The following is a 26,208-nucleotide window of genomic DNA, read 5'->3' on the forward strand; positions in this document are numbered from 1 at the left end:
TGATCTTAGTATTCAGATAACATAGCAGAGAATGTTTCATCTTGATCTAATGCTTTTCCAGTTCCGATAGCAACACAAGATAATGGATCTTCTGCAACATGCACAGGTAGTCCTGTTTCTTTTGAAAACCTTTTATCAATATTTTTTAATAATGCTCCACCACCAGTTAAAGTTAATCCCATATCAACTAAGTCGGCTGATAATTCTGGCGGAGTGTTTTCCAAAGCTTGTTTAATAGCATTAATCATTTCTTTCATGATATCATTTAATGCTTCTGCGGTATCTTCCTCAGTAATGTTTACTTCTTTTGGAGTACCAGATCTAAGATCTCTACCCTTAACAGGATAAGTATTTTTTCCAGTTGGTAAAGCTGTTCCCATTTCTTTTTTAATTTTTTCAGCAGTACTATCTCCAATTAATAAATTATATTCTTTACGCATATAATTAACTATTGCTTCATCCATTGCATCCCCCGCTACTCTTAAAGATTTAGAGTAAACTAATCCTCCTAATGACATTACAGCAATCTCACTGGTACCACCTCCGATATCAATAATCATAGAACCTGTTGCTTCAGAAATTGGTAGTCCTGCTCCAATAGCAGCAGCGATGGGTTCTTCAATTAACTGAACTCTTCTTGCGCCAGCAGCCAATGCACTATCTTGAATTGCTTTTCTTTCTACCGGAGTTGACCCTGTTGGAACACAAATCAAGATTCTAGGATTTGCAAATGTACTTCCTTTATGAACTTTTCTAATAAAATGTTTAATCATTTCTTCTGTAACTATGAAATCTGCAATCACACCATCTCTCAATGGCCTAATTGCACTTATATTTCCAGGAGTTCTTCCAAGCATGGTTTTTGCCTCATCCCCAACAGCTAAAACATTTTTCTTTCCATTTTGATCAACTATCGCAACAACAGAGGGTTCATTTAAAACTACACCTTGTCCTTTTAAAACAACAAGTGTGTTTGCTGTTCCAAGATCGATTGCCATATCTTGACTCCAAATTTTTTTAATTCTACTAAATAAACCCATTTATATACCTCTCACTTTTTGATTTTCTTGCTCCATTGGAGCTGTTTTATCACGTTTAATAATCATTTTATTTAATGCATTAATATAAGCATTAGCTGATGCAACTAATGTATCTGTATCAGCTGCTTGACCCACTGTTGTTTTACCTTTTTCTTCAATTTTAACACTCACTGTTGCCTGTGCATCTGTTCCCTCTGTTACAGCATGAACTTGATATAGTTGTAAATTAACGTCGTGTGGATAAAGAGCTTTAATACATTTAAATATAGCATCAACTGGTCCATCACCTGTTTCTGAAGCTTGTTTTACATCTCCGTAAACATCTAAAGTCATTTCTGCTCTTTGTGGTTCACCTGTTCCTGCAAAAACCTTTAATGATTTTAAGCTAATAGCATTAACTTTATTATCAATAATTAAACTATCATCCACCAATGCAATGATATCTTCATCATAAACATGTTTTTTCTTATCTGCTAAGACTTTAAATTTTGCAAATGCGTTACTTACTACATCATCAGTAAGATCAGGGTAACCTAAGCTATTCATTTTATCTTTGAAAGCATGTCTTCCAGAATGTTTACCCATTACTAAAGAAGTTTGTTTAACTCCTACACTCTCTGGTGTCATGATTTCATAAGTTTGTCTATTCTTTAACATCCCATCTTGATGAATTCCTGCTTCATGAGCAAAAGCATTTTTGCCAACAATAGCTTTATTGTATTGAACCGGAAAACCAGTTGCATTCGATACAATTTTTGATGCTTTACTTAATAATGTTGTATTAATACCTGTATCATAAGGTAACAAGTCTGGTCGTGTTTTAATTGCCATAACAACTTCTTCTAATGCTGCATTACCCGCTCTTTCCCCTAGTCCATTTATTGTACATTCAATTTGTCTTGCACCTGCCTGAACTCCAGCTAAAGAGTTTGCAACGGCTAAACCTAAATCGTTATGACAATGAGTAGATAAAATTGCTTTATCTATATTAGGAACTTTGTTTAACAATGTTTCTATTATTGATGTAAATTCAGAAGGTATTGTATACCCAACAGTATCTGGAATATTTATTGTAGTAGCTCCGTTTTTAATAGCAAGTTCTACTGTCTTACACATATAGTCCATATCAGTTCTTGTCCCATCTTCACAAGACCACTCTACATCATCAGTAAATTTTCTTGCATACGCCACATGTTTTCCAATAGACTCATATACGTCCTCGGGTGACATGTTAAGCTTGTGTTTCATATGTAAAGGACTTGTTGAAATAAATGTATGAATTCTAAATCTTGGAGCATGCTTCAATGCTTCATAAGCTCTATCAATATCTTTTACGGAGTGTCTAGAGAGACCCGCTGGAATAGAATTTTTTAAAATTTTACTTACTTCTGAAACTGCTTCAAAATCTCCAGGTGATGCAATTGGAAAACCAGCTTCAATAATATCAACACCTAATTCATCAAATACTCTTGCTATTTGAATTTTTTCCTCCAAACTCATAGACGCACCTGGTGATTGCTCACCATCTCGCATAGTAGTATCAAATATAAAAACTCTATCTTTGCTGCTCATAACTCAATAATCTAGAAAAATCATAATACAATCTATAAGAGAGATTGCAAAATAATTTATTAAATTTCTCTTATTGTACGACCGTTTCAGGTCATTTAATCTTAATTATAAATTGACTCAATTTTTGGCATTAAGCGTAAAAGCTCTTTTGTGTAATCATGTTGAGGTTTTAAAAATAAATCCTCAGTATCTGAAACTTCACATAATTTACCATCTCTTAATACTCCAATTCTATCACACATTTGTCTAACTACCGGTAAATCGTGACTTATAAATAATATAGTCAAATTGAGTTGCTCTTGCAGGTCTTTTAATAAATTTAATATTTGAGCTTGAATACTTACATCTAAAGCAGAAGTTGGTTCATCACAAACTAAAAGTCTAGGCTGTGTTGCTAATGATCTTGCAATTGATATTCTTTGTCTTTGACCACCAGAAAATTCATGTGGATAACGATCAGCTGAATTTTGAGCAAGCTCAACTGATTCTAATAAATCAAAAACATAACTATCTAAATCATTTTTACTTATTAAGGGGTTGTGAAGCTTTATAGGCTCAGAGACTATATCTCTTACTTTTAGTCTTCCATTTAATGATGAATAAGGGTCTTGAAATATCATCTGTATTTGTTTTCTAAATTTCATCATTTCAGAATTTTGTTTAATTTTTGTTACACAAACATTATCAAAAAAAAATTCACCTGCAGATGGTTTGAATAAATTTACAATCATTTTTGCTATTGTTGATTTTCCACTACCACTTTCTCCTACCAATCCAAATGATTCTCCTTCTCTAATATTAAAAGAAACATCATTAACGGCCATTACAGAATTTTTTGAACTTTCAGTAAAAAAATTATCATCAAAACTTTTACTTAAATTTTTAACTTGTACTAAATCTTGTTTTATAATTTTCTTTTTAGTCCATCTATTTAATATTTTTAGATTATTTTTATTATCAATATTATTTTCTTTTTCGATAATCACAAATCTAGATATCTTTTTATTTGTTGGAGGTACAGAACTTACTAAACTTTTGGTGTAAGTTTCCTTTGGGTTTGTTAATATTTCTTTAGTGATACCGATTTCAACTACATCACCATTTTTCATTACTGCTACTCTGTTAGCTGTTTCGGCTATAACACCCATATCATGAGTAATTAAAATTACTGCTAAATTTCTTTCTTTAGTTAATTTTTTAATTAAATCTAAAATTTGAGACTGAATAGATACATCTAGTGCAGTAGTTGGTTCATCTGCTATTAGTAATTCAGGCTCACAACATAATGCAAGTGATATAACTACTCTTTGTCTCATTCCACCTGAGAACTGATGAGGGTAATCATCAAATCTTTTTGCAGCATCTTTTATTCCAACTTCTTTAAGCAAACTTATCGATCTTTCTTTTGCCTCTTCTTTAGTTAATGCTAGATGTGTTTGAATAGTTTCTATTAATTGCTCGCCAATTGTAAGTATTGGATTAAGTGAGGTTTGTGGATCTTGGAATATAAGTCCAATTTTTTTTCCTCTATATTTAACAATGTTTTTAGGATCTTCATGAATATTAAGCTCACCTAATAAAATAGAACCACTTGAAACTTTACCTGGTTCATCAATTAAATTAATAATTGCGTTTCCTACTGTGCTTTTTCCTGATCCAGATTCACCTACTAAACCTAATATTTCTCCTTTATTAACTTCAATATTTACATTTTTTGCTGCATAAACGGTTTCTTTTCTCATTTGATAGTTCACGCTTAGATCTTTAATTTTTAAGAAACTCATTTATTTAATCTTGGATTTAACGTATCACGCATCCAATCCCCTAATAAATTAATAGAAAAAGCAAGTATTACTAAAAATATTGCTGGAAAAAAAGTAATCCACCATTCACCTGAAAATAAAAAATCATTTCCTAGTCTAATTAAAGTTCCAAGTGATGGTGTTGTTGGTGGAACGCCAACACCTAAAAAACTTAGTGTAGACTCAGCAATAATTGCAAGTGCAAGACCAATAGTTCCTATTACCAATACTGGTCTTAAAATGTTTGGCAAGATATGCTTGAACATAATAACTAAGTTTGAAACTCCAATTATTGTAGATGCTGAAACATAATCTTTATTTTTTTCAACTAAAGTTGCCGCTCTAGATACTCTCGCAAATTGTGGCCATTCCGAAATGCCAATTGCAAATATCAAAACATAAATTGCCATTTCATCATGCATCTCTCTAGAAATTAATCCTCTTGCAATACCATCAACTAATAAAGCCATTAAAATACTTGGAACAGTTAATTGAACATCGGTTAATCTCATTATAATCATTTCATATTTCCCCCCAAAATATCCAGCAGTCAATCCAAGTCCAACTCCTAATATCAAACTAAATATAATTGCAGAAAAACCCACTATTAATGAAATTCTTGATCCATACAAAATTGTAGATAGCATATCCCTTCCTTGTCCATCTGTTCCTAAGATAAATTTTGATAATCCCTCCTCTGTCCAAGATGGAGGCGTAAATGCTTCCATTAAAGATAACGAAGAAGGGTCAAATGGATTGTAAGGAGTAATTAGCTCAACAAAAAAAGAGCAGAAGAAAATTATAAATAAAATAAACGATGAAATTATAGCTGTCGGAGATTTTTTAAAACTAAAAAAAATATCACTATCTTTAATTCTTGACCAGGTAGTGTTAATATTGTTATCCACTGACACTATCCCCCTTCACTCGAATTCTTGGGTCTATAAAATAATACAAAATATCAACTATAAAATTTATCATTACAAAAACAAACGCTATAAATACTAAATAGGCAGACATAATTGGAATATCAACAAACTGAACTGCTTGAATAAATAAAAATCCCATACCCGGCCACTGAAAAACTGTTTCGGTAATTATTGAAAAAGCGATTAATGTTCCAATATTTATTCCAGCAATTGTAATTACTGGGATTAATCCATTTTTTAATGCGTGTTTATATTTTATACTCTCTTCACTGATCCCTCTTGCTCTTGCAAATTTAATATAATCTGTCTGTAAAATTTCCATCATTTCTGCTCGAACAAGTCTAATTATATAAGTCATTTGAAAAAGGCTTAGTGTAACTGAAGGAAGAATAATTGCTTTCCATCCTGAAATTGATAGAAATCCAGTAGTCCAAAATCCGAGGTCAACTACTTCGCCTCTTCCAAAAGAAGGTAATATTCCCAAGATAACTGCAAATAAATATATAAATAATATACCAATAACAAAAGTTGGAAGCGAAACCCCAAGAAGAGAGACTGCCAAAATAACATCACTTACAAAACTTTTTCTATTTATTCCTGTATAAACTCCAAGAAGAGTTCCGCTTATTAGAGCAATTAAAGCTGATATTACAACAAGTTCGATTGTTGCGGGCAATCTTTCTGCTATTAACTCAGAAACAGGTCTTCTTAATTGATAAGAAATACCAAATTCACCTTTGGATGCATTAACCACAAATCTAGAAAATTGAACATGAATAGGATCCATTAATCCCAATGTTTCTCTAAGTTCGTACCTTTCTTCATCTGAAGTCTCTTCTCCAACCATATTGTTGATTGGATCTCCTACAAAATTGAATAATGAAAACGACACAAAGGCAACAACAAGCATCACCAAAGCAGACTGAAACAGTCGTTTAAAGAAATATTTTATCAATTTAAGAAGGTATTATTATTTTGATACTAGCCCTTTATAATTTTAAAGGGCTAGTAAAAATATTATTTAGTTAAAGCTAGCAGCCTTAAATAACGGTTCGTTATTTGGTCTAATAGGCACGTTAACATTATTTTTTGCTGCCCAAGAAATTACTTGGTGATGTAATGGAAGATAAGAAATATCATCTTTTACAATTTTCCAAGCATTAGCTATTGCAGCATTCCTTTTATCTAAATCAACTTCACCTTCCATAACTCTTATAGCAGCATCTACCTCTGAGTTACTAAAGTTAACTTTATTCCAGCTAGCACCACTTTCATACAAATAATGAAACACATAGTGACTATCTAGAGTAGGAACACCCCAGCCAAGCATATAGAAATCACCTTGGTTATCTTTAAGTTCTTTAAAGTGTTTACTTTTAGTTTGTGCAAACAAGTTTACGTTGACACCAATTTTACCAAACATTCCAACAACGGCTGTACAAATTGCTTCGTCATTAACATATCTGTCATTTGGACATCTTAGTTCAACATCAAAACCATTTGGATAACCTGCATCCGCTAATAGTTTTTTAGCAGCATTTACGTCATAAGGTAATCTTTTATCAAGATCTGTAGTATACCCATTTACACCTGGGAAAGTGATAATTCCAGCAGGTTCGCTTAAACCTCTCATAACTTTTTTCTTGATCGCTTCAATATCAATTGCTTGATAAAGAGCTTGTCTTACCTCTTTTTTCTTAAATGGGTTATCACCTGTATTACCAGTTCTTAACTGATCAGCTGCTTGATCCATTCCTAAGAAAATCGTACGCATTTGCGCAGTACTTTCAACTTTGTGTGCAGATGAAGATCCGATACGAGCCAAATCTTGAACTGGTGCATCAGTAACTAAATCAATTTCTCCAGATAATAATGCTGCAACTCTAGTTGCTGCATTTTTAATTGGAAGCAATTCAATTTGAGTTACTTTTTTATCTGTCATCTCACCCCACCAATGCTTGTTTCTTTTAAACACTGTTTTAGTATTAGGCTCTCTTAAAGTAATTTTAAAAGGTCCTGTTCCTAAAGCATTAGTTGCTGAAAAAGTTTCTTGTCCAGCGTCCCAGTTTTGAGGAGACATAGCAAAATTCTTTTCAGACCATGGTTTTGACATTATAAAAATATTAGATAATTGATTTAAAAGAATTGGGTTTGGTTTACTTGTTGTAATCTTAACGGAGTAATCACCTACAGCCTCAACTCCCGAAATTGTGCTGATATATTCTTTAAAATCAGAGGTTCTTTGTTTAGCTCTTAAAATACTGAACACAACATCATCAGATGTCATTTTAGAACCATCAGAAAATTTAACATCTTCTCTTAATGTAAAAATCCAAGTGTTAGGATCAGTGGCTTGCCATTTTGTTGCCAAAGCTGGTTGAATTTTCATATCCACAGCTCTTTCAACTAAAGCTTCGTATATTTGTCTTGAAACTTGAGTTGTTGGACCCTCATTTTGTGCGTGCGGATCTAGTGTAAGACTGTCTCCTTGCATTGACCATTTAATAGTTTTAGCCCACGCTGAAGAAAATCCAAATACTAGAACTACAGATAGTAGAACTCTTATAAAATTTTTGATTTTCATTATTTCCTCTTTTTTAAATTTATTTAAAAAAGTATAGGTGAAATAATAAAATTATTATAGATAAAATTTTATACTAAAAATTTAACTTTTATCGCTATCTACTAATTTTTTCTTACCAATCCAGGGCATCATAGCTCTAAGTTCTGCACCCACTTTTTCTACTGAATGCTCGGCTAGTTTTGCTCTAGTTGCAAGAAAGTTTTTTTGACCATTTTTACATTCATCCATCCACTCTTTAGTGAATTTTCCAGATTGAATATCAGTCAAAACTTCTTTCATTCTTTTTTTAGTTTCTTCTTTATTTACAATTCTGGGACCTGAAACATATTCACCATACTCTGCAGTATTAGAAATAGAATAGTTCATATTTGCAATTCCACCCTCATAAATTAAATCAACAATCAATTTAACTTCATGAACAGTTTCAAAATATGCCATTTCTGGTTCATATCCAGCTTCAGTTAAAGTTTCGTATCCATTTTTAATTAACTCAACTAAGCCACCACATAAAACAGTTTGTTCTCCAAATAAGTCTGTTTCAACTTCATCTTTAAATGTAGTCTCAATTATTCCAGATCTTCCACCGCCTACTGCTGATGCATAAGACAATGCTAGATCTCTTGCTTTACCTGAGCCATCTTGATGAACTGCAAACAAACATGGAACTCCGCCCCCTTTTTCATATTCACTTCTAACTAAGTGGCCAGGTCCCTTTGGAGCAACCATAAATACATCTAAATCTTTTCTTGCTTTAATTAAGTCATAATGAACATTTAGTCCGTGAGCAAATGCAATACTTGTTCCTTCTCTTACTCTTTGCTCAATATGATTTTTATAAATTTCAGCTTGTAATTCATCTGGAGTTAAAATCATTACTACATCTGCCCAAGCAGCTGCATCAGATAAATTCATAACTTTTAAACCTTTAGACTCAGCTTTTGCTACACTTGAAGATCCCTCTCTTAAAGCAACAACTATTTCTTTAACTCCACTATCTTTTAAGTTTAAAGCATGAGCATGTCCTTGGCTTCCATAACCAAAAATTGCAATTTTTTTTCCTTTAATAAGTTCAACATCTGCATCTTTTTCATAAAACATTTTCATTTTTTTCTCCTCAATTAATTAGTTAAATATTTCAGCGCCTCTAGTCATTGCTACCGCTCCAGTTCTTGAGACACTTATAAGACCGTGCGATTTTAAATTTTTTGCCATTTTATCAATTTCTCTTCTAAGGGCTGTAATTTGAATTACAGCAGATTTCTTTGTTTGATCTAATATAACTGGATTGAATTTTTTACAAGCATTTAAAGCTTTATTTATTTTAGCTGAATTTCCAACTACCTTAAATAATGCCATTTCTTTGAAAATTACATTTTTATCTTCTCTTTTAAAATTACCAACTTTATGAACAGGCACTAATTTTTTTAGTTGAAGAACAATTTGTTTAATTACTTCAGGAGTTCCTGTTGTGACGATAGTAATTCTTGAAAGGTTATTTTTTTGATCCACTTCTGCAACAGCAAGGGACTCGATATTATATCCTCTTCCAGAAAACAGGCCTACTACTCTCGATAAGACACTCGCTTCATTATCAACCCAAACCACAATTATGTGAGTTTCTAATTTACTAACTTTAGTTGGGGTGCTGTATGCTGATTTAGATTTTGACATTTAAACTAACGCTTTTCCCTTACCTGTAATTTTATTTTCTTCTTGGTCTTTTGGGCCTAACAACATTTGATTATGTGGTTTTCCCGATGGGATCATTGGAAAACAGTTCTCTGCTTGATCCACATGACAATCAAAGATAACAGGCTTATCAACATTGATCATTTCCTCAATTTTTTCATCTAATTCATCAGGATGTTCAGCTCTAATACCAACACATCCGTATGCCTCAGCTAATTTTACAAAATCAGGTAAAGCTTCAGAGTAACTTTCTGAATAATTTTTTTCATGCAGTAATTCCTGCCACTGTCTAACCATTCCCATATATTGATTGTTTAAAATGAAAATCTTTATTGGTAGATTGTATTGAATTGCAGTTGAAATTTCCTGCATTGTCATCAAAATCGACGCTTCACCAGCTACATCAACTACCAATTTTGTAGGATTTGCAACCTGAACACCAATTGCTGCTGGCAGACCATAACCCATAGTACCAAGACCTCCTGAAGTCATCCATCTGTTTGGTTTGTTAAATTTATAGTGTTGTGCGGCCCACATTTGGTGTTGACCAACCTCTGTTGTAATAAAAGTATCTTGATTTTTTGTTAATTCATAAAGTCTTTGAACTGCATGTTGTGGTTTAATTATTTTATCACTATTAACAAAGTTTAAAGATTGTTTGGTTCTCCATTTTTGAATTTGTTGCCACCATTTTGATATTTTTTGCTTATTTGATTTTTCTAAATTTAAATTTTTCTTTTTTAAAGTTTTAGTTGTTGATTTAATAACATCAGTTACATCTCCAACTATTGCTAAATCTACTTTGATAATTTTATTAATTGATGAAGGATCAATATCAATATGTACTTTTTTTGATTTAGGGGAGAACTCGTCAATTTTACCTGTGATACGATCATCAAATCTTGCACCAATATTAATTAGTAAATCACAATCATGCATTGCGTTGTTAGCTTCATAAGTTCCATGCATTCCAAGCATGCCTAAAAATTGATTATCATCACCAGGATATGATCCCAGTCCTTGAAGAGTTGATGTAATGGGAAAACCAGTTAAGGCTACTAGTTCTCTTAAAAGTTCACTTGCTTTTGGTCCAGAATTTACAACACCACCACCAGTATAAAAAATTGGTTTTGAAGCTTTGTTCATTAGCTCAATCAATTGATCAATATCTTTTTGATTAAATCTATTTTTACTTTTAGTTTCTATTTTCTTCTCCTTTTTAAGAGAAATATATTTTGTTTTTGCAAATTGAATATCTTTTGGAATATCAACTAAAACTGGTCCAGGTCTTCCAGTAGTTGCAACTTCAAATGCTTCATGCATTATTCTTTGAAGATCTTTTATATCTTTTACTAACCAATTATGTTTTGTACACGGTCTAGTAATTCCAGTTGTATCACATTCCTGAAAAGCATCTGTTCCAATTAAGTGAGTTGGTACTTGTCCTGAAATACAAACTAACGGTACCGAGTCCATGTATGCATCTGTTAATGCAGTAACAACATTTGTTGCACCAGGTCCTGAGGTAACTAAAACAACTCCTGGCTTACCAGAAGATCTTGCATAACCTTCTGCCGCGTGACCTGCTCCTTGTTCGTGTCTTACTAAAATATGTTTAATTGAAGAATGGTTTTTAAGTTCATCATAAATAGGTAGAACTGCTCCACCAGGGTAACCAAAAATATGACTTACCTTTTGCTCTTCAAGGCTTTTAAATACGATCTCTGCTCCTGTGTATAATTTTGGCATTGTGCAATCTAGCTGAAGTTGTACTGATTGGTCAAGTTTTAGAATGAATTATTTAATTTTTTTTAAATATTTATTTAAGTCTTGAGGGTACAATTTTAGCCAACTCATCATGTTACCTCGTGCCCAAGTGCTTTGTTTTTTAGCGTATTGTCTAGTTTTTATTGATATTTTTTCAATAACATCCGTCAAATCTTTTTTTTCCTTTAGATATTCTTTTATTTCATTGATACCGATGGCTTTATTGACGCTCTTATCCTTTCTTACTTTTAATTTAATAAATTTTCTAACTTCTTTAACGGCACCATGCTTAATCATTTTTTCTACTCTTTTACCAATTCTTTGGATGAGTTCTTCACGAGGATAATCAATATAAATTTTAAAAAAATCATCTTTATTAAAATATGATTTTGTATTTTGAAACCAATCATGAAGAGGTTTTTTTGTAAATTGTATTACTTCATAAGCTCTAATTGATCTTTGGGTATCTGTTGGGTTGATTTTTTCTTTTGAGTTTGGGTCAAGCTTAATCAATTTTTGATAAAATTTTTTTTGTCCTAATTTTTTTTGTAAATCTCTTATATTATTTCTATATCTAATTGGAATATTAGGAATACTCACTAGTCCATCTGTTAAAGCTTTAAAATATAATCCAGTTCCTCCAACAAAAATTGGTATTTTTTTTCTTTTTTTTATCTCCTTAACTTTTTTAATTGCAATTTTCAGCCAATCACCAGTTGAAAAATTTTTTTTGACACTATGAAAACCATATAGGTGATGTTTAATTTTTTGATAATCTTTAGGACTGGGTCTTGCAGATAAAATTTTTAGTTCTTTATAAACCTGCATGCTATCTGCATTAATGATCTCACCATTTACTTTCTTGGCTAACTTAATAGAGAAATTTGATTTTCCAGAAGCAGTTGGTCCAGAAATTAAGATAATCTTGGATTTTAAATCCATGATTAATCTAGCTTAACACCAATGTATCTTCTTTGATTTTGATTATTATATATTGCAAGTAAAATTGTTTTTTGATTTGATTTTAATACATCTTTAACAATTTTTTCTAAATCTTTTGCGGTCTTAATCTTTATTTTTTGCGCTTCAACGATAATGCTGTTAGCTTCGACTGATTTTAGTAATGGGCTTGTATTTCCTATTTGTGTAACAATCAATCCTGAGGTTTGATTAGGTAATTTTCTAATCTTTATTTCTTCTTTTGTTAATTTTCTAACTGTAATTTTTAAATCTTCTATTATTATATCTTTTGGAGGTTTTGATTTTTTATCACTTACTTTAAAATCATCTGAAGTCTCTAGTCTTCCTAATAAAATATTTTTTACTAATTCTTTTTTATTTCTCCAAATTTTTACTTTAACTGTTGTTCCAACTTTTGTTTTTGCAACAATTGCTGGTAGCTCTTTCATTTGATTTATTCTAACTCCATTAAACTCTAAAATAATATCACCTGCTTTAATTCCTCCTTTGTCAGAAGGACTATTCTCTGCAACACTTGCAACTAAAGCTCCTCTAGGTTCATCTAGTTTTTCAACATCAGCAATTTCTTGTGTAACATCCTGAATTCTAACTCCTAACCAACCTCTTTTTGTTTCACCAAATTCTATTAACTGATCAATAACTACTTTTGCACTGTTTGCTGGAATTGAAAAACCAATTCCAATTGATCCGTTTCTTCCAAGAATAGCTGTATTAATTCCAATAACATCGCCGTTCATGTCAAATAGCGGGCCACCTGAGTTTCCAGAATTTATCGATGCATCAGTTTGTATGTAATCTTCATATCTAGATAATCCAATTGATCTATTTCTTGCTGAAATAATCCCTGATGTAACCGTTCCACCTAAGCCAAAAGGATTTCCAATAGCAATCACCCAGTCTCCAATTCGAGCTTTATCTGAGTCTCCAAATCCAACAGGAGTAAATTTGTCTTTTGTTTCTAATTGTAACACTGCAATATCTGATAAAGGATCAGCACCAATTACTTTTGCTTTATATTCTTCATCACCATTTACTCTTACAATAATATCTTCTGCATTTTGAATAACATGGTTATTAGTAACCACTATCCCTTTTTCATCAATTATAAATCCAGAACCTAAAGCTGACGATTTTCTCTCTTGAGGGGTTCCAAACTCTCTAAACATATCCTCAAAAGGTGATCCTGGTGGAAATGTAAATGGAAATGGGTTTGATGTGGTCGTTACCGTTTGTGTAGTTGAAATATTAACTACTGATGGCATTAATCTTTCTGCAAGATCAGCAAAAGATGCTGGAACAGTTTTTGAATTTGATTGAACTGAAAAGCTAAAAGCTAAAACAAATGTTAAAATTGCGAGCTTAATTTTTTTCATACTAATTTTTAATATAATAAATAATTATAAATCCTATAACTGCAAAAATTAGCCCGCCTGATCTTAATTGACTATCATTTACAAGTTCTAACTTCTTTAACATACTTTTCATTTTTGATGGAAATATGGCATACAAAATTCCCTCAATAAAAAGAAAAAGACCAAATGCAATGATCAATTCTTTCATATTTAACTATTATTGAGATTTAGGTTTTATATTTCCAAAAAATTTAAAAAATTCACTATCTGGAGATAAAATTAAAGATGTTTCTCCACCAATAAGAGCTGTTTCATATGCTTGCATAGCTCTATAGAATGCAAAAAACTCAGGATCTCTTCCAAAGGCTTCTGCAAATATTCTATTTCTTTCACCATCGCCCTCACCCTTCATGATCTCAGAGTTTTTGTTAGCATCTGCTAAAATTATTGAAACCTCTTTGTCTGCAGTTGATGTAATAGTGACCGCCATTTCAGCACCTCGTGCTCTAAATTCCTTAGCTTCTCTTTCTCTCTCAGTTTGCATTCTTCTATAAATTGCATCACTGTTTGCTTGAGGAAGGTCTGCTCTTTTAATTCTAACGTCTACAATTTTAATTCCAAATTTCTGAGCTTCTGCATTCACACCTTCTTGAATTAAAGCCATTTGCTTAGATCTGTCTTTTGATAATAAAGTTTGTAATTCTTGTTGACCTAAAACATTTCTAATTCTTGAGTTAATAATTGTTGCCAGTCTTGATCTTGCAACTCTTTCATTTCCAACTGAAATATAAAATTTTAAAGGATCGATAATTTTAAATCTTGCAAAAGCATCAACTATTAATCTTTTTTGGTCAGAGGCAATAACTTCAGCTGGTGGTGTATCAAGATTTAAAATTCTGCTATCTAAAAAAACAACGTTCTGAATAAAAGGTAGTTTAAAATTTAAACCTGGTTCAACTATAATCTTTTTGGGATCACCAAATTGAAGAACAATTGCTTGATTAACCTCTTTAACAATAAATACTGAAAAGAAAACTAAAGCACCTAATACAGCTATTATTGGTAATAATATTTTTTGTGCTTTCATCTAATTAGTTACCTTCTTTTTTCCAAGTTCAGGTAGTGGTAAATAAGGAACAACACCTGATCCTGCATTTTTTTCAATAATTACTTTATCAATATCAGCTAAAACTTTTTCCATAGTCTCTAAATACATTCTCTCTTGTGTTACTTCTTTTGCTTTATCGTATTCATTAAATATAGATACAAATCTACTTGCTTCACCTTCTGATGCTGCAACAACTTTTTGTTTATATGCTTCTGCTGCTTGCATGATTTTTGCTGCTTCCCCTCTTGCTCTTGGGATAACATCATTTGCATAAGCTTCAGCTTCATTTTTTGATCTTTCCATATCTGCTCTTGCGGCTTGTACATCTCTGAAAGCATCAATTACTTGGTCTGGTGGATCAGCTTTTTGAGTTTGAACTTGTGTAACTTGGATTCCACTATTGTACTCATCTAATATGGATTGAATAATTTCTTGAGTTTCAATTTCAATTTTAGCTCTTCCCTCAGTTAAAATTGGTTGAATATCACTTTTAGCAATTACCTCTCTCATTGCTGTTTCTGCTGCAGCTTTAACTGTTCCTTCTGGGTCTTGAATTTCAAATAAGAATTTGCCAGCATCTTTAATTACCCAAAATACTGAAAAGTCTATGTTCACAATATTTTCATCACCTGTTAACATTAAACTTTCTTGAGGTACATCTGCTACTCCACCGCCTTGAGAAAATCCACTATCTCTCTCAGATCTAAAACCAATATCCATTCTATTAACTTTAGTAACTTTAGGTGTTTCAACTGTCTCTACTGGGAAAGGAATATGATAGTTAAGACCTGGTTGAGTTGTTTTTATAAATTTACCAAATCTTAAAACAACACCCTGTTCATCTGGAAGCACTCTATATAGTCCGCTTGCTAACCATACAAAAACTAAAATAATTAAAATTAAGCCAATTGGTTTTCCACCTGATTTACTTCCACCAGGTAAAAATTTATTAATTTTGTTTTGAATATCTTTAATAATTGCATCTATGTCTGGTGGTGTTGGGCCTCTACCTGAACCATTTCCACTTCCTCCAGGAGGTGTTCCCCATGGACTTCCGCCTCTACCTTTAAAATCATCTGACATATGACAAAGTATATAGTGTCTTTATTATAAAAAACAAGTAATGATAAAAAAATGACTAATAAAAAGCCAGAACTTAGTGACGCAATGAAAAAAAAATTGGAGCCCAGAAAATTCATTAAAAATCCAATTTTAGGAACAAAGTTTACCATTGCAATCTCAAGTGCAAAGGGAGGAGTTGGAAAATCGACATTTGCAACGAATCTTGCATTAGCTTTAAAACAAATAGGATGCAAAGTTGGTCTGCTCGATGCTGATATTTATGGTCCATCCATTCCAAAGATGTTTGATATTAATGAAAAACCTAAAAGTGATGGTCAAAAACTAGAACCAATAATTAAATATGACATTCAATGTATGTCGATTGGTTTTTTAGCTGACCAACAAACTCCGATGATTTGGCGTGGGCCTATGGTTACAAGCGCTATTAAAACTTTTACTCAAAAAGTAAATTGGAAAGATTTAGATTTTATTATTGTTGATATGCCTCCAGGAACTGGGGACACTCAATTAACTTTTTCTCAAGAAATTAAAATGGACGGAGCAATCATAGTCTCTACTCCTCAAGAAGTAGCTTTATTAGATGTAAAAAGAGGGATTAAAATGTTTGATAAACTAGGAGTTAAAATTTTAGGGTTAGTGGACAATATGAGCTATTTCACAGGTGATGATGGAAAGAAATATAAAATTTTTGGCGAGGGTGGTGTTAGAAAAACTGCAGAGGAGTTTGAGAAAGAATTTTTAGGAGAAATACCTATAAATCCTGAAGTTGGAAAGAATGGAGATGAAGGTAAGCCTATCGTTGAAGCAAATCCTGAACATGAAATTTCTAAAATTTATTTAAATTTTGCGAATAAAATTAAATCAACTTATCTTTAAGATCAAAAGCAATCATTAACTCATTCCACTCTCTCTTTGAAAGTCCTGAGCTCTCTACATCAACGTTTTCACCTTTAATAAGTTTTTGTATAATTGCCATTCCTTTAGCTGAAACTTCTGTGCCACCAACCCTATAATCCATAAATGCATCATAAGTTATAGGAACCCATTTTTTAACAGTATCCAACATAATATCTGCGTAAACTCTAATTTCATATTGAGCATGACTGTCTGCTCTTAATCTTAAAAAATTCATCAAATTTAATAAATCAGTCTTCCAATACCACTGGGTGTAAGTATTTAAAGTTAAATTCATTCTTGCAAGCTCTCTTGCTAATCCTTTTTTATTCTCATCAATAGTTGAACCATCAAATCTTTCATTCAACATCGTCTCGTAATTATCATATGTTCTTTCTGAGTCATCTTTTAGAAGTTCTAAAACTTCTTTAGCTTGTTCACCTTCCAATACGTCTCCTCTACCTTGCCTATTACTTGAAGATTGGGCTGCTAAATTTTCTGCACTTGGTAAATAAAACTCTTTATCTAAAATTGAGTATCTTGCTGAGTATTCATTTACATTGGCAGTTCTATGTCTAATCCATTGTCGTGCGATAAAAATTGGAAGTTTCACATGGTATTTGATTTCACACATTTCAAATGGAGTGCTATGCCAATGTCTCATTAAATATTTAATTAGGCCTGCATCTGTTGAAACTTTTTTAGTTCCTTTGCCATAAGAAACTCTAGCTGATTGAACTATCGATGTGTCATCACCCATATAATCAACAACTCTTACAAAACCATGATCTAATGCGGGCATTGCTTCGTATAGAATATCTTCAAGTGCAGGAGCGGTAACTCTTTTTGTTTTATTCTGCTGAGATTGTTGTTCTTTAATCTCTTGTGTTTGTTCGTTAGTTAATTTCATGATTTTTATTGAATCTCTTTTAAATGCTTTTATATTAATAATGTTGGTTTTCCAACTATGACGATAAACGAATTTCGTAATAACCATTGCGGACGTGGGGGCAGTACCCACCACCTCCACCATTACAACTTATGGGGGTGAACTAGATTCGACGGGTGACTAAAGGCTATTCTTTTGTTCGGAATTGTTCCACCGTAACGGGCTAATTTATAATTGCTAACGAAAGTTACGCACTTGCTGCCTAATTAACTTTGTTAATTAAGTAGACGGGGTCCGGGGCACCTGGCAACAGAACGCCCCTAAAAAAAATAATTTATTTTTTTAGTTCTGCTTGAGCAGCAGCTAATCTTGCAATTGGAACTCTGTAGGGTGAACAGGATACATAGTTTAAACCCACTTTAGAACAAAACTCAATACTTTTGGGATCTCCACCATGTTCACCACAAATTCCAAGTTTTAAATTTTTATTTTGACTTTTTCCCTTTTCAACAGCAATTTCAACTAAGTCTGCAACTCCATCATCTATAGATACAAATGGATCTATTGAAAATATTTTGTTATCTAAATAATCGTTTAAAAATTTTCCACTATCATCTCTACTAATTCCAAATGTTGTTTGTGTTAAGTCATTAGTCCCAAAGCTAAAAAATTCTGCATGTTTGGCTATTTCTTTTGCTTTTATTGCCGCTCTTGGTAATTCAATCATTGTTCCAACCATAAACTCTATTTTAACTTTATTCTGTTTTTGAACTTCACGTGCAATATTAATTACTAAATCTTTCATTATCTTTATTTCAGCTTCGGTAGATACTAAAGGAATCATAATCTCTGGAAAAGCTGATTTAATTTTTTTGTTTTTTAATTCAGCTAATGCTTCAAAAATAGCTCTGCATTGCATTTCATAAATTTCTGGAAAAGAAATACCAAGTCTGCATCCTCTATGACCTAACATTGGATTTTGTTCATGAAGTTCTTCTATTCTGGACTGCACCTCTTTAATTGGAAGATCAACCACGTTTGCGACCTCATTTATTTCTTTTTCTGTTCGGGGCAAAAACTCATGAAGAGGAGGATCTAATAATCTTACAGTAACTGGTAGACCACTCATAATTTTAAAGATTTCTACAAAATCTTTTTTTTGATGTGGTAAAAGTTTTTCAAGAGCTTTAGCTCTATCTTCTGTAGTTTTAGATAAAATCATTTCACGGACAGATAAAATTCTTTCTTCATCAAAAAACATATGCTCTGTTCTACAAAGTCCAATACCCTCTGCTCCAAAATCTTTAGCTGTCTTTGTATCTTTAGGTGTTTCTGAGTTTGTTCTAATATTTAATTTTCTAAAACTATCTGCCCATGACATTAATTTAGAAAAATCACCTGAAATTTCTGGTTTAACTGTTGCAACACTCCCTGAAATAATTCTACCTGTGGATCCATCAATAGTTATAATGTCACCTTCCTTGATTTCTATAGACGAAGTTTTAAATAATTTGTTTTCATAACTAATATCAATTTCACTTGAACCAGAAACACAAGGTCTGCCCATTCCTCTTGCAACTACAGCTGCATGGCTTGTCATTCCTCCTCTTGCAGTCAAAATTCCTTTAGCGGCGTGCATTCCCTGAATGTCTTCTGGTGATGTCTCTATTCTTACTAAAATTGTATCTTGCATCATTCCAGTTAATCTTTCAGCTTCCTCAGAGGTAAAAACAACTTTTCCACTAGCTGCACCTGGGGAGGCTGGCAAACCATTAGCTATAACATTTATTGAGCTTTTTTCATCTAAAGTGGGATGAAGTAATGTGTCTAAAGAATTAGGGTCAATCCTTAGAACGGCTTCTTTTTTTGAAATTAATTTTTCTTTGACCATATCAACTGCGATCTTTACTGCTGATTTAGCCGTTCTTTTGCCAGATCTAGTTTGAAGCATCCACAGTTTTTTGTTTTCAACTGTGAATTCCACATCTTGCATATCCTTATAATGTTTTTCTAATTTTTTTAAAATTTTATGAAGTTGCTTATAAACATTTGGCATAACTTCTTCCATTGAAGGAGCTTTTACTTTCGCTTGTTGTCTTGCTTTTTTAGTTATGTACTGTGGTGTTCTAGTACCAGCAACAACATCTTCACCTTGTGCATTAATTAAATATTCACCATAGATTTCATTTAATCCATCTGAAGGATTTCTTGTAAACACTACTCCTGTAGCACAATCATCACCCATGTTACCAAAAACCATTGACTGAACATTTACTGCTGTTCCCCATTCAGCAGGGATTTGATTTAATTTTCTATAAACTTTTGCCCTATTACTTTCCCAAGATAAAAATACTGCGCTAATTGCCCCTAGTAATTGCTGATAAACATCCTGAGGAAAATCTTTTTTAGCTTTTTCTTTAACAGTTCTTTTAAAATCAACTATCAAACCATCCCAATCATTTTCATCAAGATCGGTGTCTAAAAGAACTCCTTTTGTAAGCTTATAATTTTCAATTAATTCCTCAAAATGATAACCCTCAACTCCCATTACTACATTGCCGTACATTTGAATAAATCTTCTATAACTATCTTTGGCAAATCTTCCATTTGAAGTTTTTAAAGCTAGGGCATTAACAGTCTTATCATTTAAACCTAAGTTTAAAATTGTATCCATCATTCCTGGCATAGACACTCTTGCTCCAGATCTCACAGAGAGTAATAAAGGATTCTTCAAATCACCAAATTTTTTACCTACATCTTTTTCAATAATCTTTAATTCTTTTTTTATTTGAGCTACCAACCCCTTATTCAATTTTTTTTTATCCTTATAAAAAAGTTCACATACTTTTGTTGAAATCGTAAATCCTGGTGGAACTGGAAGACCCATTCTTCCCATTTCAGATAAATTGGCACCCTTACCACCTAAAAAATTTTTAGGGTTTTTAATTTTTTTACTATCTTTAGATTTAAAATTTAAAATTAGTTTTTTCATTGATGGGAATCGATTAAAGAAAAATTAACATAATAATCGAACGTTTTACATAACATTTGAATTAGTTCTAGTCTGTTTTTTTTTATTGTGATGTCCTCATCATTAACAATTACATTGTCAAAAAACTCAAAAATAACTTTTTTAGACTCGGCCAGATTGTTGATGGATTGCTCAAAATCCTCGTCTTTATTAATATTTTGAAAATATTTTTTTAATTCATTAATCCTTTTATATAAGTTTTTTTCGAAATCAGTTTTAAAAATACCAGGGTCAGTTGAATTTGATAATTCAAGGTTTTCATCTTTTAATTCACTTTCCAATATACTTGAAGCTCTTTTGTAACTTGAAACTACATCTGCTCCGTTAGTTTGATTAATCAACTTATTTAAACTTTTGGCCTTACCAAAAATAATTACAGATTGATCTAAATTAAGAAAGCTTGAAGAAGCTAAAATAATATCACCACGAATTTTCTCTTCTTTCATATAAAATTTTAATCTATCCATTAAAAAATTTGATAATTCACTTTGTAAGGATTTATTTTCAAATTCAAAACCTTGATCCAGATACAGGCCAGCTGAAAAACTAATTAAATCTCTTATTTTAAAATCTTTTTTATTTTCAACTATCGTTTTAATTATCCCAAAAGCTAACCTTCTTAAAGCAAATGGATCTTTTGAACTTGTAGGCTTTTGATTTATTCCAAAAAAACCGACTAGTGTGTCTATTTTATCAGCTAGCGATAGTGCTATACTATATGGTTTTTTAGGCACCCGTGAATTTGGTCCAGCTGGTAAATATTGCTCACTAATAGCTTTGCAAATATCTTTCTCAAAGCCCTGGGCTTCTGCAAAATAACCACCCATAATACCCTGAAGTTCTGGAAATTCTCCAACAAGCTCTGAAACTAGATCAACTTTACAAATGGATGCAGATAATTCAACTTTATCTTTGCTGATTAACAATTCATCAGAAAGCATACCTCCAAGCTTTCTCATTCTTTGAACTTTATCAAAATAAGTTCCAAGTCCTTTAAAGTAATTCATGGATTTTAAACTTGAAACTCTTTTCACTAAATTTTGTGATTTATCTTTTTGCCAAAAAAACTCAGCATCACTTAATCTAGCCTCCACAACTCTTTCGTTTCCAAGTTTTATTAAACCATTTTTGTCATGCTTGTTGGTTACTACTAAAAATTCGTTATTAATAATTCCTTTTTTATCAAATGTTGGAAAATATTTTTGATGATGTTGCATAGTGATTATCAAAATTTCTTTAGGAATATTTAGAAATTTTCTATCAAATTCACATAATATAACATTGGGTTGATCTGTTAAATCAACAACCTCATCAAGCAACTTAGAATTATCTTCGATTATTATATTTTTTTTATTTGAAATTTCATTTAATTTTTTTTCTATTAATTTTTTTCTTTGATTATGATCAATGGTAATATTTAATTTTTTAAAAAAATTATTATAATCTTTAAAATCAATAAATATTTTTTTCTTTTCCTCAAATTCTTTATCTATAAATGTTGAATTTGAAGAGTTTAGATGATGAAAATTAAAAGTTAATTTTTTTTTATCAAATATTGCAAGTATTGATTTTAGTGGTCTGCCCCAATTTAAACTAAAATCACTCCATCTCATTGATTTTTTCCATTGAATTTTTTGTAATATTAAAGGCACCAATTCCTCTAATAATTCTTGAGTATTAAGCTTTTTGGATTTTGTTTTAAAAAAATAAAACTCTCCTTTATCTGTTGCTTTTTTAAAAAGATCCTTTTTAGAAATATTGTTTGATCTAATAAAACCTTCTAATGCTAGTTCTGGGGCTTTTACACTTGGGCCCTTGATTTCTTCAGATTTTAAAATTATTTGTTTTTGTAAGCCTTCAAATAAGATGATTAGTCTATTAGGTGTTGAAAATGACGAACTTTTTTTAAATAAAATAAACTTTTCATTAAATGATTTGATAAAAATATTTAATAAATCTTCTCTTAAATTCTTTTGAAGACTTGAAGGTATTTCTTCACTAAATAACTCTAAAAAAAATTCTGACATCTAGCTTTGACTATTTAACCAAATACTTGCAGCAGCTTTAGTAATATCTCTGATTCTGCTTATATATCCAGCTCTTTGAGCAACACTTATCGCTCCTCTAGCATCTAAAATATTAAATATGTGACTTGCCTTCAGACATTGGTCATACGCTGGTAAAGATAATTTTTTTTCTACAAGAGATTTAGCTTCAAGTTCAATCATATCAAACATTTTAAATAAACTATCAATATTTGCATGTTCAAAATTATATGCAGAAAATTCTTTTTCTGCTTGATGAAAAATATCATGATATTTTACCCCTTCATTATTCCATATAAGATCATAAACATTCTTTTGTTGTTGGGTAAACATGCATATTCTTTCTAATCCGTATGTAATTTCAACAGATACAGGCTTACATTCAAATCCTGCCATTTGTTGAAAGTATGTAAATTGTGTAATCTCCATACCATCACACCAAACTTCCCAGCCTAAACCCGCAGCACCAAGTGTTGGGCTTTCCCAATCATCTTCTACAAATCGAATATCATGTTCATTGTGATCAATACCAATTACTGACAAACTATTTAGATACAATTTTTTAATATTATCTGGTGAAGGTTTAATCAAAACTTGAAATTGATAATAGTGCTGCAGCCTATTTGGATTATCTCCATACCTTCCGTCCGTAGGTCTTCTTGATGGCTGAACATAAGCTGCTTTCCAATGCTTTGGACCTAGCGATCTAAGCGTAGTTGCTGGATGAAAAGTGCCCGCCCCAACTTCTATATCGTAAGGCTGTAGAATAATACAACCATGTTTACTCCAGAATTTTTGAAGATTAAGAATTGTATCTTGAAATGATTGAAATTTTTGTTTTGGTTTTTTTATTTTAGAAACCATATCTTTGCCAGATTGACCTTTCGTCTAAAATGTTGGCTAATTGATCAACTTGATTATTAGAAGAAGAAAGTTTTTGACTTAACCACCCTTTAGTTTTTTCAAATTTTTTAATAACAACATCATTTCCAAATTTTTCTTTTAAAATTTCATGAGCATCACCTATCCCATCTATTAATCCTAGTTCTTTAGCTTTACTACCTGACCAAAATTCTCCAGAAAAAAGTTCTACTTCGGATTTATTTAATTTAGTTCCTCTGCTTTTTTCTACCACATCTATAAAATCTTTATGTAAATCTAGCTGAATCTTTTTTAATCTTTCTATATCTTCATTTTTTTCTTCTAAAAATGGATCTAAAGTGCTTTTATTTTTACCGGCTGTGTGAACTCTTCTTTCAACACCAATTTTTTTAATTAATTCTGTAAACCCAAATGAAGAATAAATAACCCCTATAGAACCAATGATTGAGCTTGAATTTGCATAAATTTCATCTCCAGCACATGAGATTAGGTATCCACCTGATGCAGCAACATCTTCAGCAAACACAATTACTTTTTTTTTACTGTTTTTTGCTTCCTGTCTTATAAAGCTATAAATTAAATGTGATTGAACTGGTGATCCTCCGGGTGAATTAATTGTTATTGCAACACAAGATGCTTTTTTAAGAGAAAACGCCTTTTTTATAATTTCTTCTTGGCCAGCAAAGTCTATACCTTGTTTAAATTTTCCAGCATTTCCTATAACACCACTCAGTTTTATATGGGCTACAGTCTTTTTCTTTTTAAAAAAAGAGAACATTTTTTATCCTTATAGAATTATTTATTGAATATTCTAATTACTTATAAATGAAGAAATAGGTGCGTCAATTGATAAGTAATATATAAAACCCAAATATATTAATTTAATTTAATTATGGGAACTGTAGTTCAGCTTAAAAATCAGATAAACGACTCATACTTTCAACTCAAGGATTCTGTTGAAGATAAGTTAGTTCTTACTGAAGAAAAGATAAAATCAAAGCTAGCCAGTGAAGTTGAATTAGTTCAAAAAATGACTGAGTATCATATTCAAACTGGCGGAAAAAGATTACGTGCCCTTTTAACACTAGGATCGGCAAAATTATGTGGCTACTCTAAAGGTTCGAGAGATATCAATCTAGCAGCTTGTGTTGAATTAATTCATAGCGCAACACTAATGCATGATGATGTTATTGATGAGGGTGTTGTAAGAAGAGGCAAAGAAACTTTGAATAAAGTTTGGGATAATCATTCATCAGTTCTAATCGGAGACTATTTATTAAGTAGATGTTTTGAAATGATGGTAGAAGATGGTAACTTAGAGATTTTAAAATTATTATCATCAACCTCATCAAAAATTGCTCAAGGAGAAGTTTTACAACTTCAACATAAAGGAGAAGTTGATATGCTTGAGGAAACTTATCTAAAGATTATTTCAGCAAAAACAGCTGAGCTTTTTGCGGCTGCAACAAAAGTTGGAGCAATTTTATCAGATGTGGGTAATAAAGAAAAAGATGCCCTTGAATTCTATGGAAGAAATCTTGGGTTAACCTTTCAAATTGCCGACGATACACTTGATTATAATTCTGATTTAAAATTATTTGGAAAAAAAATAGGTCAAGATTTTTATGAAGGCAAGATTACTTTGCCTATTATTTTACTATTTCAAAATATCGACATTAATGAAAAAAAATTATTAATCGAACTTTTTAAAAAAGATTTAAGAGATAAAAATGATTTTAATCAAATTATTGCTTTGATAAAAAAATATGAGATTGTAAATAAGTGTTACCAAAAAGCTCAACATTATATTAATCTTGCTTCAAATTCTCTTACAGTATTTGATGATTCAAAAGAAAAAACTATTTTAAAAAGCCTTACTTCATTTAGTTTAGCTAGAAATTTTTAAGGACTTAATAAAGACTTAATCCAATTTCCATTATCATCAATTGTATATTTCAATCTTTCGTGAATTCTATTATCTCCATCTAACCAAAATTCAATACTTGCGGGAGTTAAATTCCACCCTGACCAATGACTAGGCCTTGGAACATTTTTTTCATCGTTATATTTCTGTTTAAATTCTTTAATTGATTTTATAAGTACTTCTCTATTTTCTATCTCTTTACTTTGTTTTGATGCCCAAGCTCCAATTCTACTTTCATAGCCTCTTGAATTATAATATTGATCAGCCACTTTATCTTCTACCTGAGTTACTGAGCCATTAATTCTTATTTGTCTTAAGAGGCTTTTCCAATGAAAACACATTGCAGCATTGGGATTTTCTTTAAGTTCATTTCCCTTTTGACTATTTAAATTAGTATAAAAAACAAATCCATTTTGATTAAATTCCTTTAATAAAACCATTCTCACTGATGGAAAATTATTTTTACCTGAAGTTGCTAAAGAAAGAGCATTAGGGTCATTAGGTTCTGATTTATTTGCCTCATCCATCCATGCTTTAAACAATTGAATTGGATCATCTAAATCTAAAAAACAGTTATTTAGGCCAAGTGAATTTTTTTGATTCATAATTTAAACAAAATAATCTATACAATATAAA

At 31.5% G+C, this 26,208-nt stretch carries 22 protein-coding genes and 1 other RNA gene; 3 read left to right on the forward strand and 20 right to left on the reverse strand.

Annotated elements, in window-relative coordinates; genetic code table 11:
• Positions 1–5: 5 nt before the first annotated feature.
• The 14 genes from Q0X98_RS04075 to hflK all read right to left on the reverse strand — a co-directional run bounded on the left by Q0X98_RS04075 (position 6) and on the right by hflK (position 15,907).
• A complete protein-coding gene (locus tag Q0X98_RS04075; protein ID WP_297681742.1) occupies positions 6–1,040 on the reverse strand; it encodes a rod shape-determining protein in 1,035 nt (344 codons plus the stop codon).
• Positions 1,041–2,612, reverse strand: a complete 1,572-nt coding sequence (locus Q0X98_RS04080; protein ID WP_297681743.1) for a 2-isopropylmalate synthase — start codon at positions 2,610–2,612, stop codon at positions 1,041–1,043.
• A 101-nt stretch (positions 2,613–2,713) separates the two neighbouring features.
• Positions 2,714–4,396, reverse strand: coding sequence for an ABC transporter ATP-binding protein (locus Q0X98_RS04085; RefSeq protein ID WP_297681744.1), 1,683 nt, complete (start codon positions 4,394–4,396; stop codon positions 2,714–2,716).
• Complete coding sequence (locus Q0X98_RS04090) at positions 4,393–5,322, reverse strand: ABC transporter permease (RefSeq protein WP_297681745.1); 930 nt, start codon at positions 5,320–5,322, stop codon at positions 4,393–4,395. The genes Q0X98_RS04085 and Q0X98_RS04090 overlap by 4 nt, the downstream gene beginning before the upstream one ends.
• The gene (locus Q0X98_RS04095; protein ID WP_297681746.1) at positions 5,315–6,298 is read right to left on the reverse strand and encodes an ABC transporter permease; all 984 of its coding nucleotides are present in this window, start codon (positions 6,296–6,298) and stop codon (positions 5,315–5,317) included. Before Q0X98_RS04095 ends, Q0X98_RS04090 begins: the two co-directional genes overlap by 8 nt.
• A 66-nt stretch (positions 6,299–6,364) precedes the next feature.
• Complete coding sequence (locus Q0X98_RS04100) at positions 6,365–7,927, reverse strand: ABC transporter substrate-binding protein (RefSeq protein WP_297681747.1); 1,563 nt, start codon at positions 7,925–7,927, stop codon at positions 6,365–6,367.
• Between the two features lie 81 nt (positions 7,928–8,008).
• Positions 8,009–9,031: a ketol-acid reductoisomerase gene (gene ilvC, locus Q0X98_RS04105; protein WP_297681748.1), complete on the reverse strand. Its 1,023-nt coding sequence runs from the start codon at positions 9,029–9,031 to the stop codon at positions 8,009–8,011.
• 18 nt (positions 9,032–9,049) lie between these two features.
• On the reverse strand, positions 9,050–9,598 hold the full coding sequence (ilvN, locus tag Q0X98_RS04110; RefSeq protein ID WP_297681749.1) for an acetolactate synthase small subunit: 549 nt from the start codon (positions 9,596–9,598) through the stop codon (positions 9,050–9,052).
• A complete protein-coding gene (locus Q0X98_RS04115) occupies positions 9,599–11,365 on the reverse strand; it encodes an acetolactate synthase 3 large subunit (protein WP_297681750.1) in 1,767 nt (588 codons plus the stop codon). It abuts the gene before it with no gap.
• A 48-nt stretch (positions 11,366–11,413) separates the two neighbouring features.
• A complete protein-coding gene (gene miaA, locus Q0X98_RS04120) occupies positions 11,414–12,325 on the reverse strand; it encodes a tRNA (adenosine(37)-N6)-dimethylallyltransferase MiaA (RefSeq protein ID WP_297681751.1) in 912 nt (303 codons plus the stop codon).
• Positions 12,326–12,327: 2 nt separating this feature from the next.
• Complete coding sequence (locus tag Q0X98_RS04125) at positions 12,328–13,737, reverse strand: Do family serine endopeptidase (protein WP_297681752.1); 1,410 nt, start codon at positions 13,735–13,737, stop codon at positions 12,328–12,330.
• Position 13,738: 1 nt separating this feature from the next.
• Positions 13,739–13,924 carry a DUF2065 domain-containing protein gene (locus Q0X98_RS04130; protein WP_297681753.1) on the reverse strand — a complete coding sequence of 62 codons (186 nt, stop codon included), beginning with the start codon at positions 13,922–13,924 and terminating at the stop codon, positions 13,739–13,741.
• A 9-nt stretch (positions 13,925–13,933) separates the two neighbouring features.
• Positions 13,934–14,803 (reverse strand): protease modulator HflC, encoded by an 870-nt coding sequence (locus Q0X98_RS04135; RefSeq protein ID WP_297681754.1) that lies wholly within the window; start codon positions 14,801–14,803, stop codon positions 13,934–13,936.
• The gene (gene hflK, locus Q0X98_RS04140; protein WP_297681755.1) at positions 14,804–15,907 is read right to left on the reverse strand and encodes an FtsH protease activity modulator HflK; all 1,104 of its coding nucleotides are present in this window, start codon (positions 15,905–15,907) and stop codon (positions 14,804–14,806) included.
• A gap of 51 nt (positions 15,908–15,958) precedes the next feature.
• On the opposite strand from hflK, the gene Q0X98_RS04145 reads away from it, so the two are divergent.
• On the forward strand, positions 15,959–16,783 hold the full coding sequence (locus Q0X98_RS04145; RefSeq protein ID WP_297681756.1) for an Mrp/NBP35 family ATP-binding protein: 825 nt from the start codon (positions 15,959–15,961) through the stop codon (positions 16,781–16,783).
• Here the strand turns inward: Q0X98_RS04145 and thyX are convergent.
• Entirely contained in the window at positions 16,764–17,711 is a 948-nt protein-coding gene (gene thyX, locus Q0X98_RS04150) for an FAD-dependent thymidylate synthase (RefSeq protein ID WP_297681757.1), read from the reverse strand. The two genes, Q0X98_RS04145 and thyX, sit on opposite strands and share 20 nt — an antisense overlap.
• Before the next feature lie 4 nt (positions 17,712–17,715).
• On the opposite strand from thyX, the gene ssrA reads away from it, so the two are divergent.
• Positions 17,716–18,015: a transfer-messenger RNA gene (ssrA, locus tag Q0X98_RS04155) on the forward strand.
• Positions 18,016–18,024: 9 nt separating this feature from the next.
• On the opposite strand, the gene ppdK is transcribed toward ssrA, so the two are convergent.
• Genes ppdK through Q0X98_RS04175 form a run of 4 tightly spaced genes read right to left on the reverse strand, consistent with a single transcriptional unit; the run spans position 18,025 to position 24,426 of the window.
• Positions 18,025–20,682 carry a pyruvate, phosphate dikinase gene (ppdK, locus tag Q0X98_RS04160; RefSeq protein WP_297681758.1) on the reverse strand — a complete coding sequence of 886 codons (2,658 nt, stop codon included), beginning with the start codon at positions 20,680–20,682 and terminating at the stop codon, positions 18,025–18,027.
• Positions 20,679–22,748, reverse strand: a complete 2,070-nt coding sequence (gene glyS, locus Q0X98_RS04165; protein WP_297681759.1) for a glycine--tRNA ligase subunit beta — start codon at positions 22,746–22,748, stop codon at positions 20,679–20,681. Before glyS ends, ppdK begins: the two co-directional genes overlap by 4 nt.
• Positions 22,749–23,630 (reverse strand): glycine--tRNA ligase subunit alpha, encoded by an 882-nt coding sequence (locus tag Q0X98_RS04170; RefSeq protein ID WP_297681760.1) that lies wholly within the window; start codon positions 23,628–23,630, stop codon positions 22,749–22,751. It abuts the gene before it with no gap.
• Complete coding sequence (locus Q0X98_RS04175) at positions 23,620–24,426, reverse strand: S49 family peptidase (RefSeq protein WP_297681761.1); 807 nt, start codon at positions 24,424–24,426, stop codon at positions 23,620–23,622. Before Q0X98_RS04175 ends, Q0X98_RS04170 begins: the two co-directional genes overlap by 11 nt.
• Before the next feature lie 114 nt (positions 24,427–24,540).
• Here Q0X98_RS04175 and Q0X98_RS04180 point away from each other — a divergent pair, with 114 nt between their 5' ends.
• The gene (locus Q0X98_RS04180) at positions 24,541–25,554 is read left to right on the forward strand and encodes a polyprenyl synthetase family protein (RefSeq protein WP_297681762.1); all 1,014 of its coding nucleotides are present in this window, start codon (positions 24,541–24,543) and stop codon (positions 25,552–25,554) included.
• Here the strand turns inward: Q0X98_RS04180 and pdxH are convergent.
• On the reverse strand, positions 25,551–26,177 hold the full coding sequence (gene pdxH / locus Q0X98_RS04185) for a pyridoxamine 5'-phosphate oxidase (protein ID WP_297681763.1): 627 nt from the start codon (positions 26,175–26,177) through the stop codon (positions 25,551–25,553). The two genes, Q0X98_RS04180 and pdxH, sit on opposite strands and share 4 nt — an antisense overlap.
• Positions 26,178–26,208 lie beyond the last annotated feature (31 nt).

The organism is uncultured Candidatus Pelagibacter sp. (assembly GCF_943788075.1).
Taxonomy (GTDB): Bacteria; Pseudomonadota; Alphaproteobacteria; order Pelagibacterales; family Pelagibacteraceae; genus Pelagibacter.

Coding starts and splice junctions, on each gene's coding strand:
- Q0X98_RS04075 (WP_297681742.1), bottom strand. CDS start 1,040: ATGGGTTTATTTAGTAGAATTAAAAAAATTTGGAGTCAAGATATGGCA.
- Q0X98_RS04080 (WP_297681743.1), bottom strand. CDS start 2,612: ATGAGCAGCAAAGATAGAGTTTTTATATTTGATACTACTATGCGAGAT.
- Q0X98_RS04085 (WP_297681744.1), bottom strand. CDS start 4,396: ATGAGTTTCTTAAAAATTAAAGATCTAAGCGTGAACTATCAAATGAGA.
- Q0X98_RS04100 (WP_297681747.1), bottom strand. CDS start 7,927: ATGAAAATCAAAAATTTTATAAGAGTTCTACTATCTGTAGTTCTAGTA.
- ilvC (WP_297681748.1), bottom strand. CDS start 9,031: ATGAAAATGTTTTATGAAAAAGATGCAGATGTTGAACTTATTAAAGGA.
- ilvN (WP_297681749.1), bottom strand. CDS start 9,598: ATGTCAAAATCTAAATCAGCATACAGCACCCCAACTAAAGTTAGTAAA.
- Q0X98_RS04115 (WP_297681750.1), bottom strand. CDS start 11,365: ATGCCAAAATTATACACAGGAGCAGAGATCGTATTTAAAAGCCTTGAA.
- miaA (WP_297681751.1), bottom strand. CDS start 12,325: ATGGATTTAAAATCCAAGATTATCTTAATTTCTGGACCAACTGCTTCT.
- Q0X98_RS04125 (WP_297681752.1), bottom strand. CDS start 13,737: ATGAAAAAAATTAAGCTCGCAATTTTAACATTTGTTTTAGCTTTTAGC.
- Q0X98_RS04130 (WP_297681753.1), bottom strand. CDS start 13,924: ATGAAAGAATTGATCATTGCATTTGGTCTTTTTCTTTTTATTGAGGGA.
- Q0X98_RS04135 (WP_297681754.1), bottom strand. CDS start 14,803: ATGAAAGCACAAAAAATATTATTACCAATAATAGCTGTATTAGGTGCT.
- hflK (WP_297681755.1), bottom strand. CDS start 15,907: ATGTCAGATGATTTTAAAGGTAGAGGCGGAAGTCCATGGGGAACACCT.
- Q0X98_RS04145 (WP_297681756.1), top strand. CDS start 15,959: ATGACTAATAAAAAGCCAGAACTTAGTGACGCAATGAAAAAAAAATTG.
- thyX (WP_297681757.1), bottom strand. CDS start 17,711: ATGAAATTAACTAACGAACAAACACAAGAGATTAAAGAACAACAATCT.
- ppdK (WP_297681758.1), bottom strand. CDS start 20,682: ATGAAAAAACTAATTTTAAATTTTAAATCTAAAGATAGTAAAAAAATT.
- glyS (WP_297681759.1), bottom strand. CDS start 22,748: ATGTCAGAATTTTTTTTAGAGTTATTTAGTGAAGAAATACCTTCAAGT.
- Q0X98_RS04170 (WP_297681760.1), bottom strand. CDS start 23,630: ATGGTTTCTAAAATAAAAAAACCAAAACAAAAATTTCAATCATTTCAA.
- Q0X98_RS04175 (WP_297681761.1), bottom strand. CDS start 24,426: ATGTTCTCTTTTTTTAAAAAGAAAAAGACTGTAGCCCATATAAAACTG.
- Q0X98_RS04180 (WP_297681762.1), top strand. CDS start 24,541: ATGGGAACTGTAGTTCAGCTTAAAAATCAGATAAACGACTCATACTTT.
- pdxH (WP_297681763.1), bottom strand. CDS start 26,177: ATGAATCAAAAAAATTCACTTGGCCTAAATAACTGTTTTTTAGATTTA.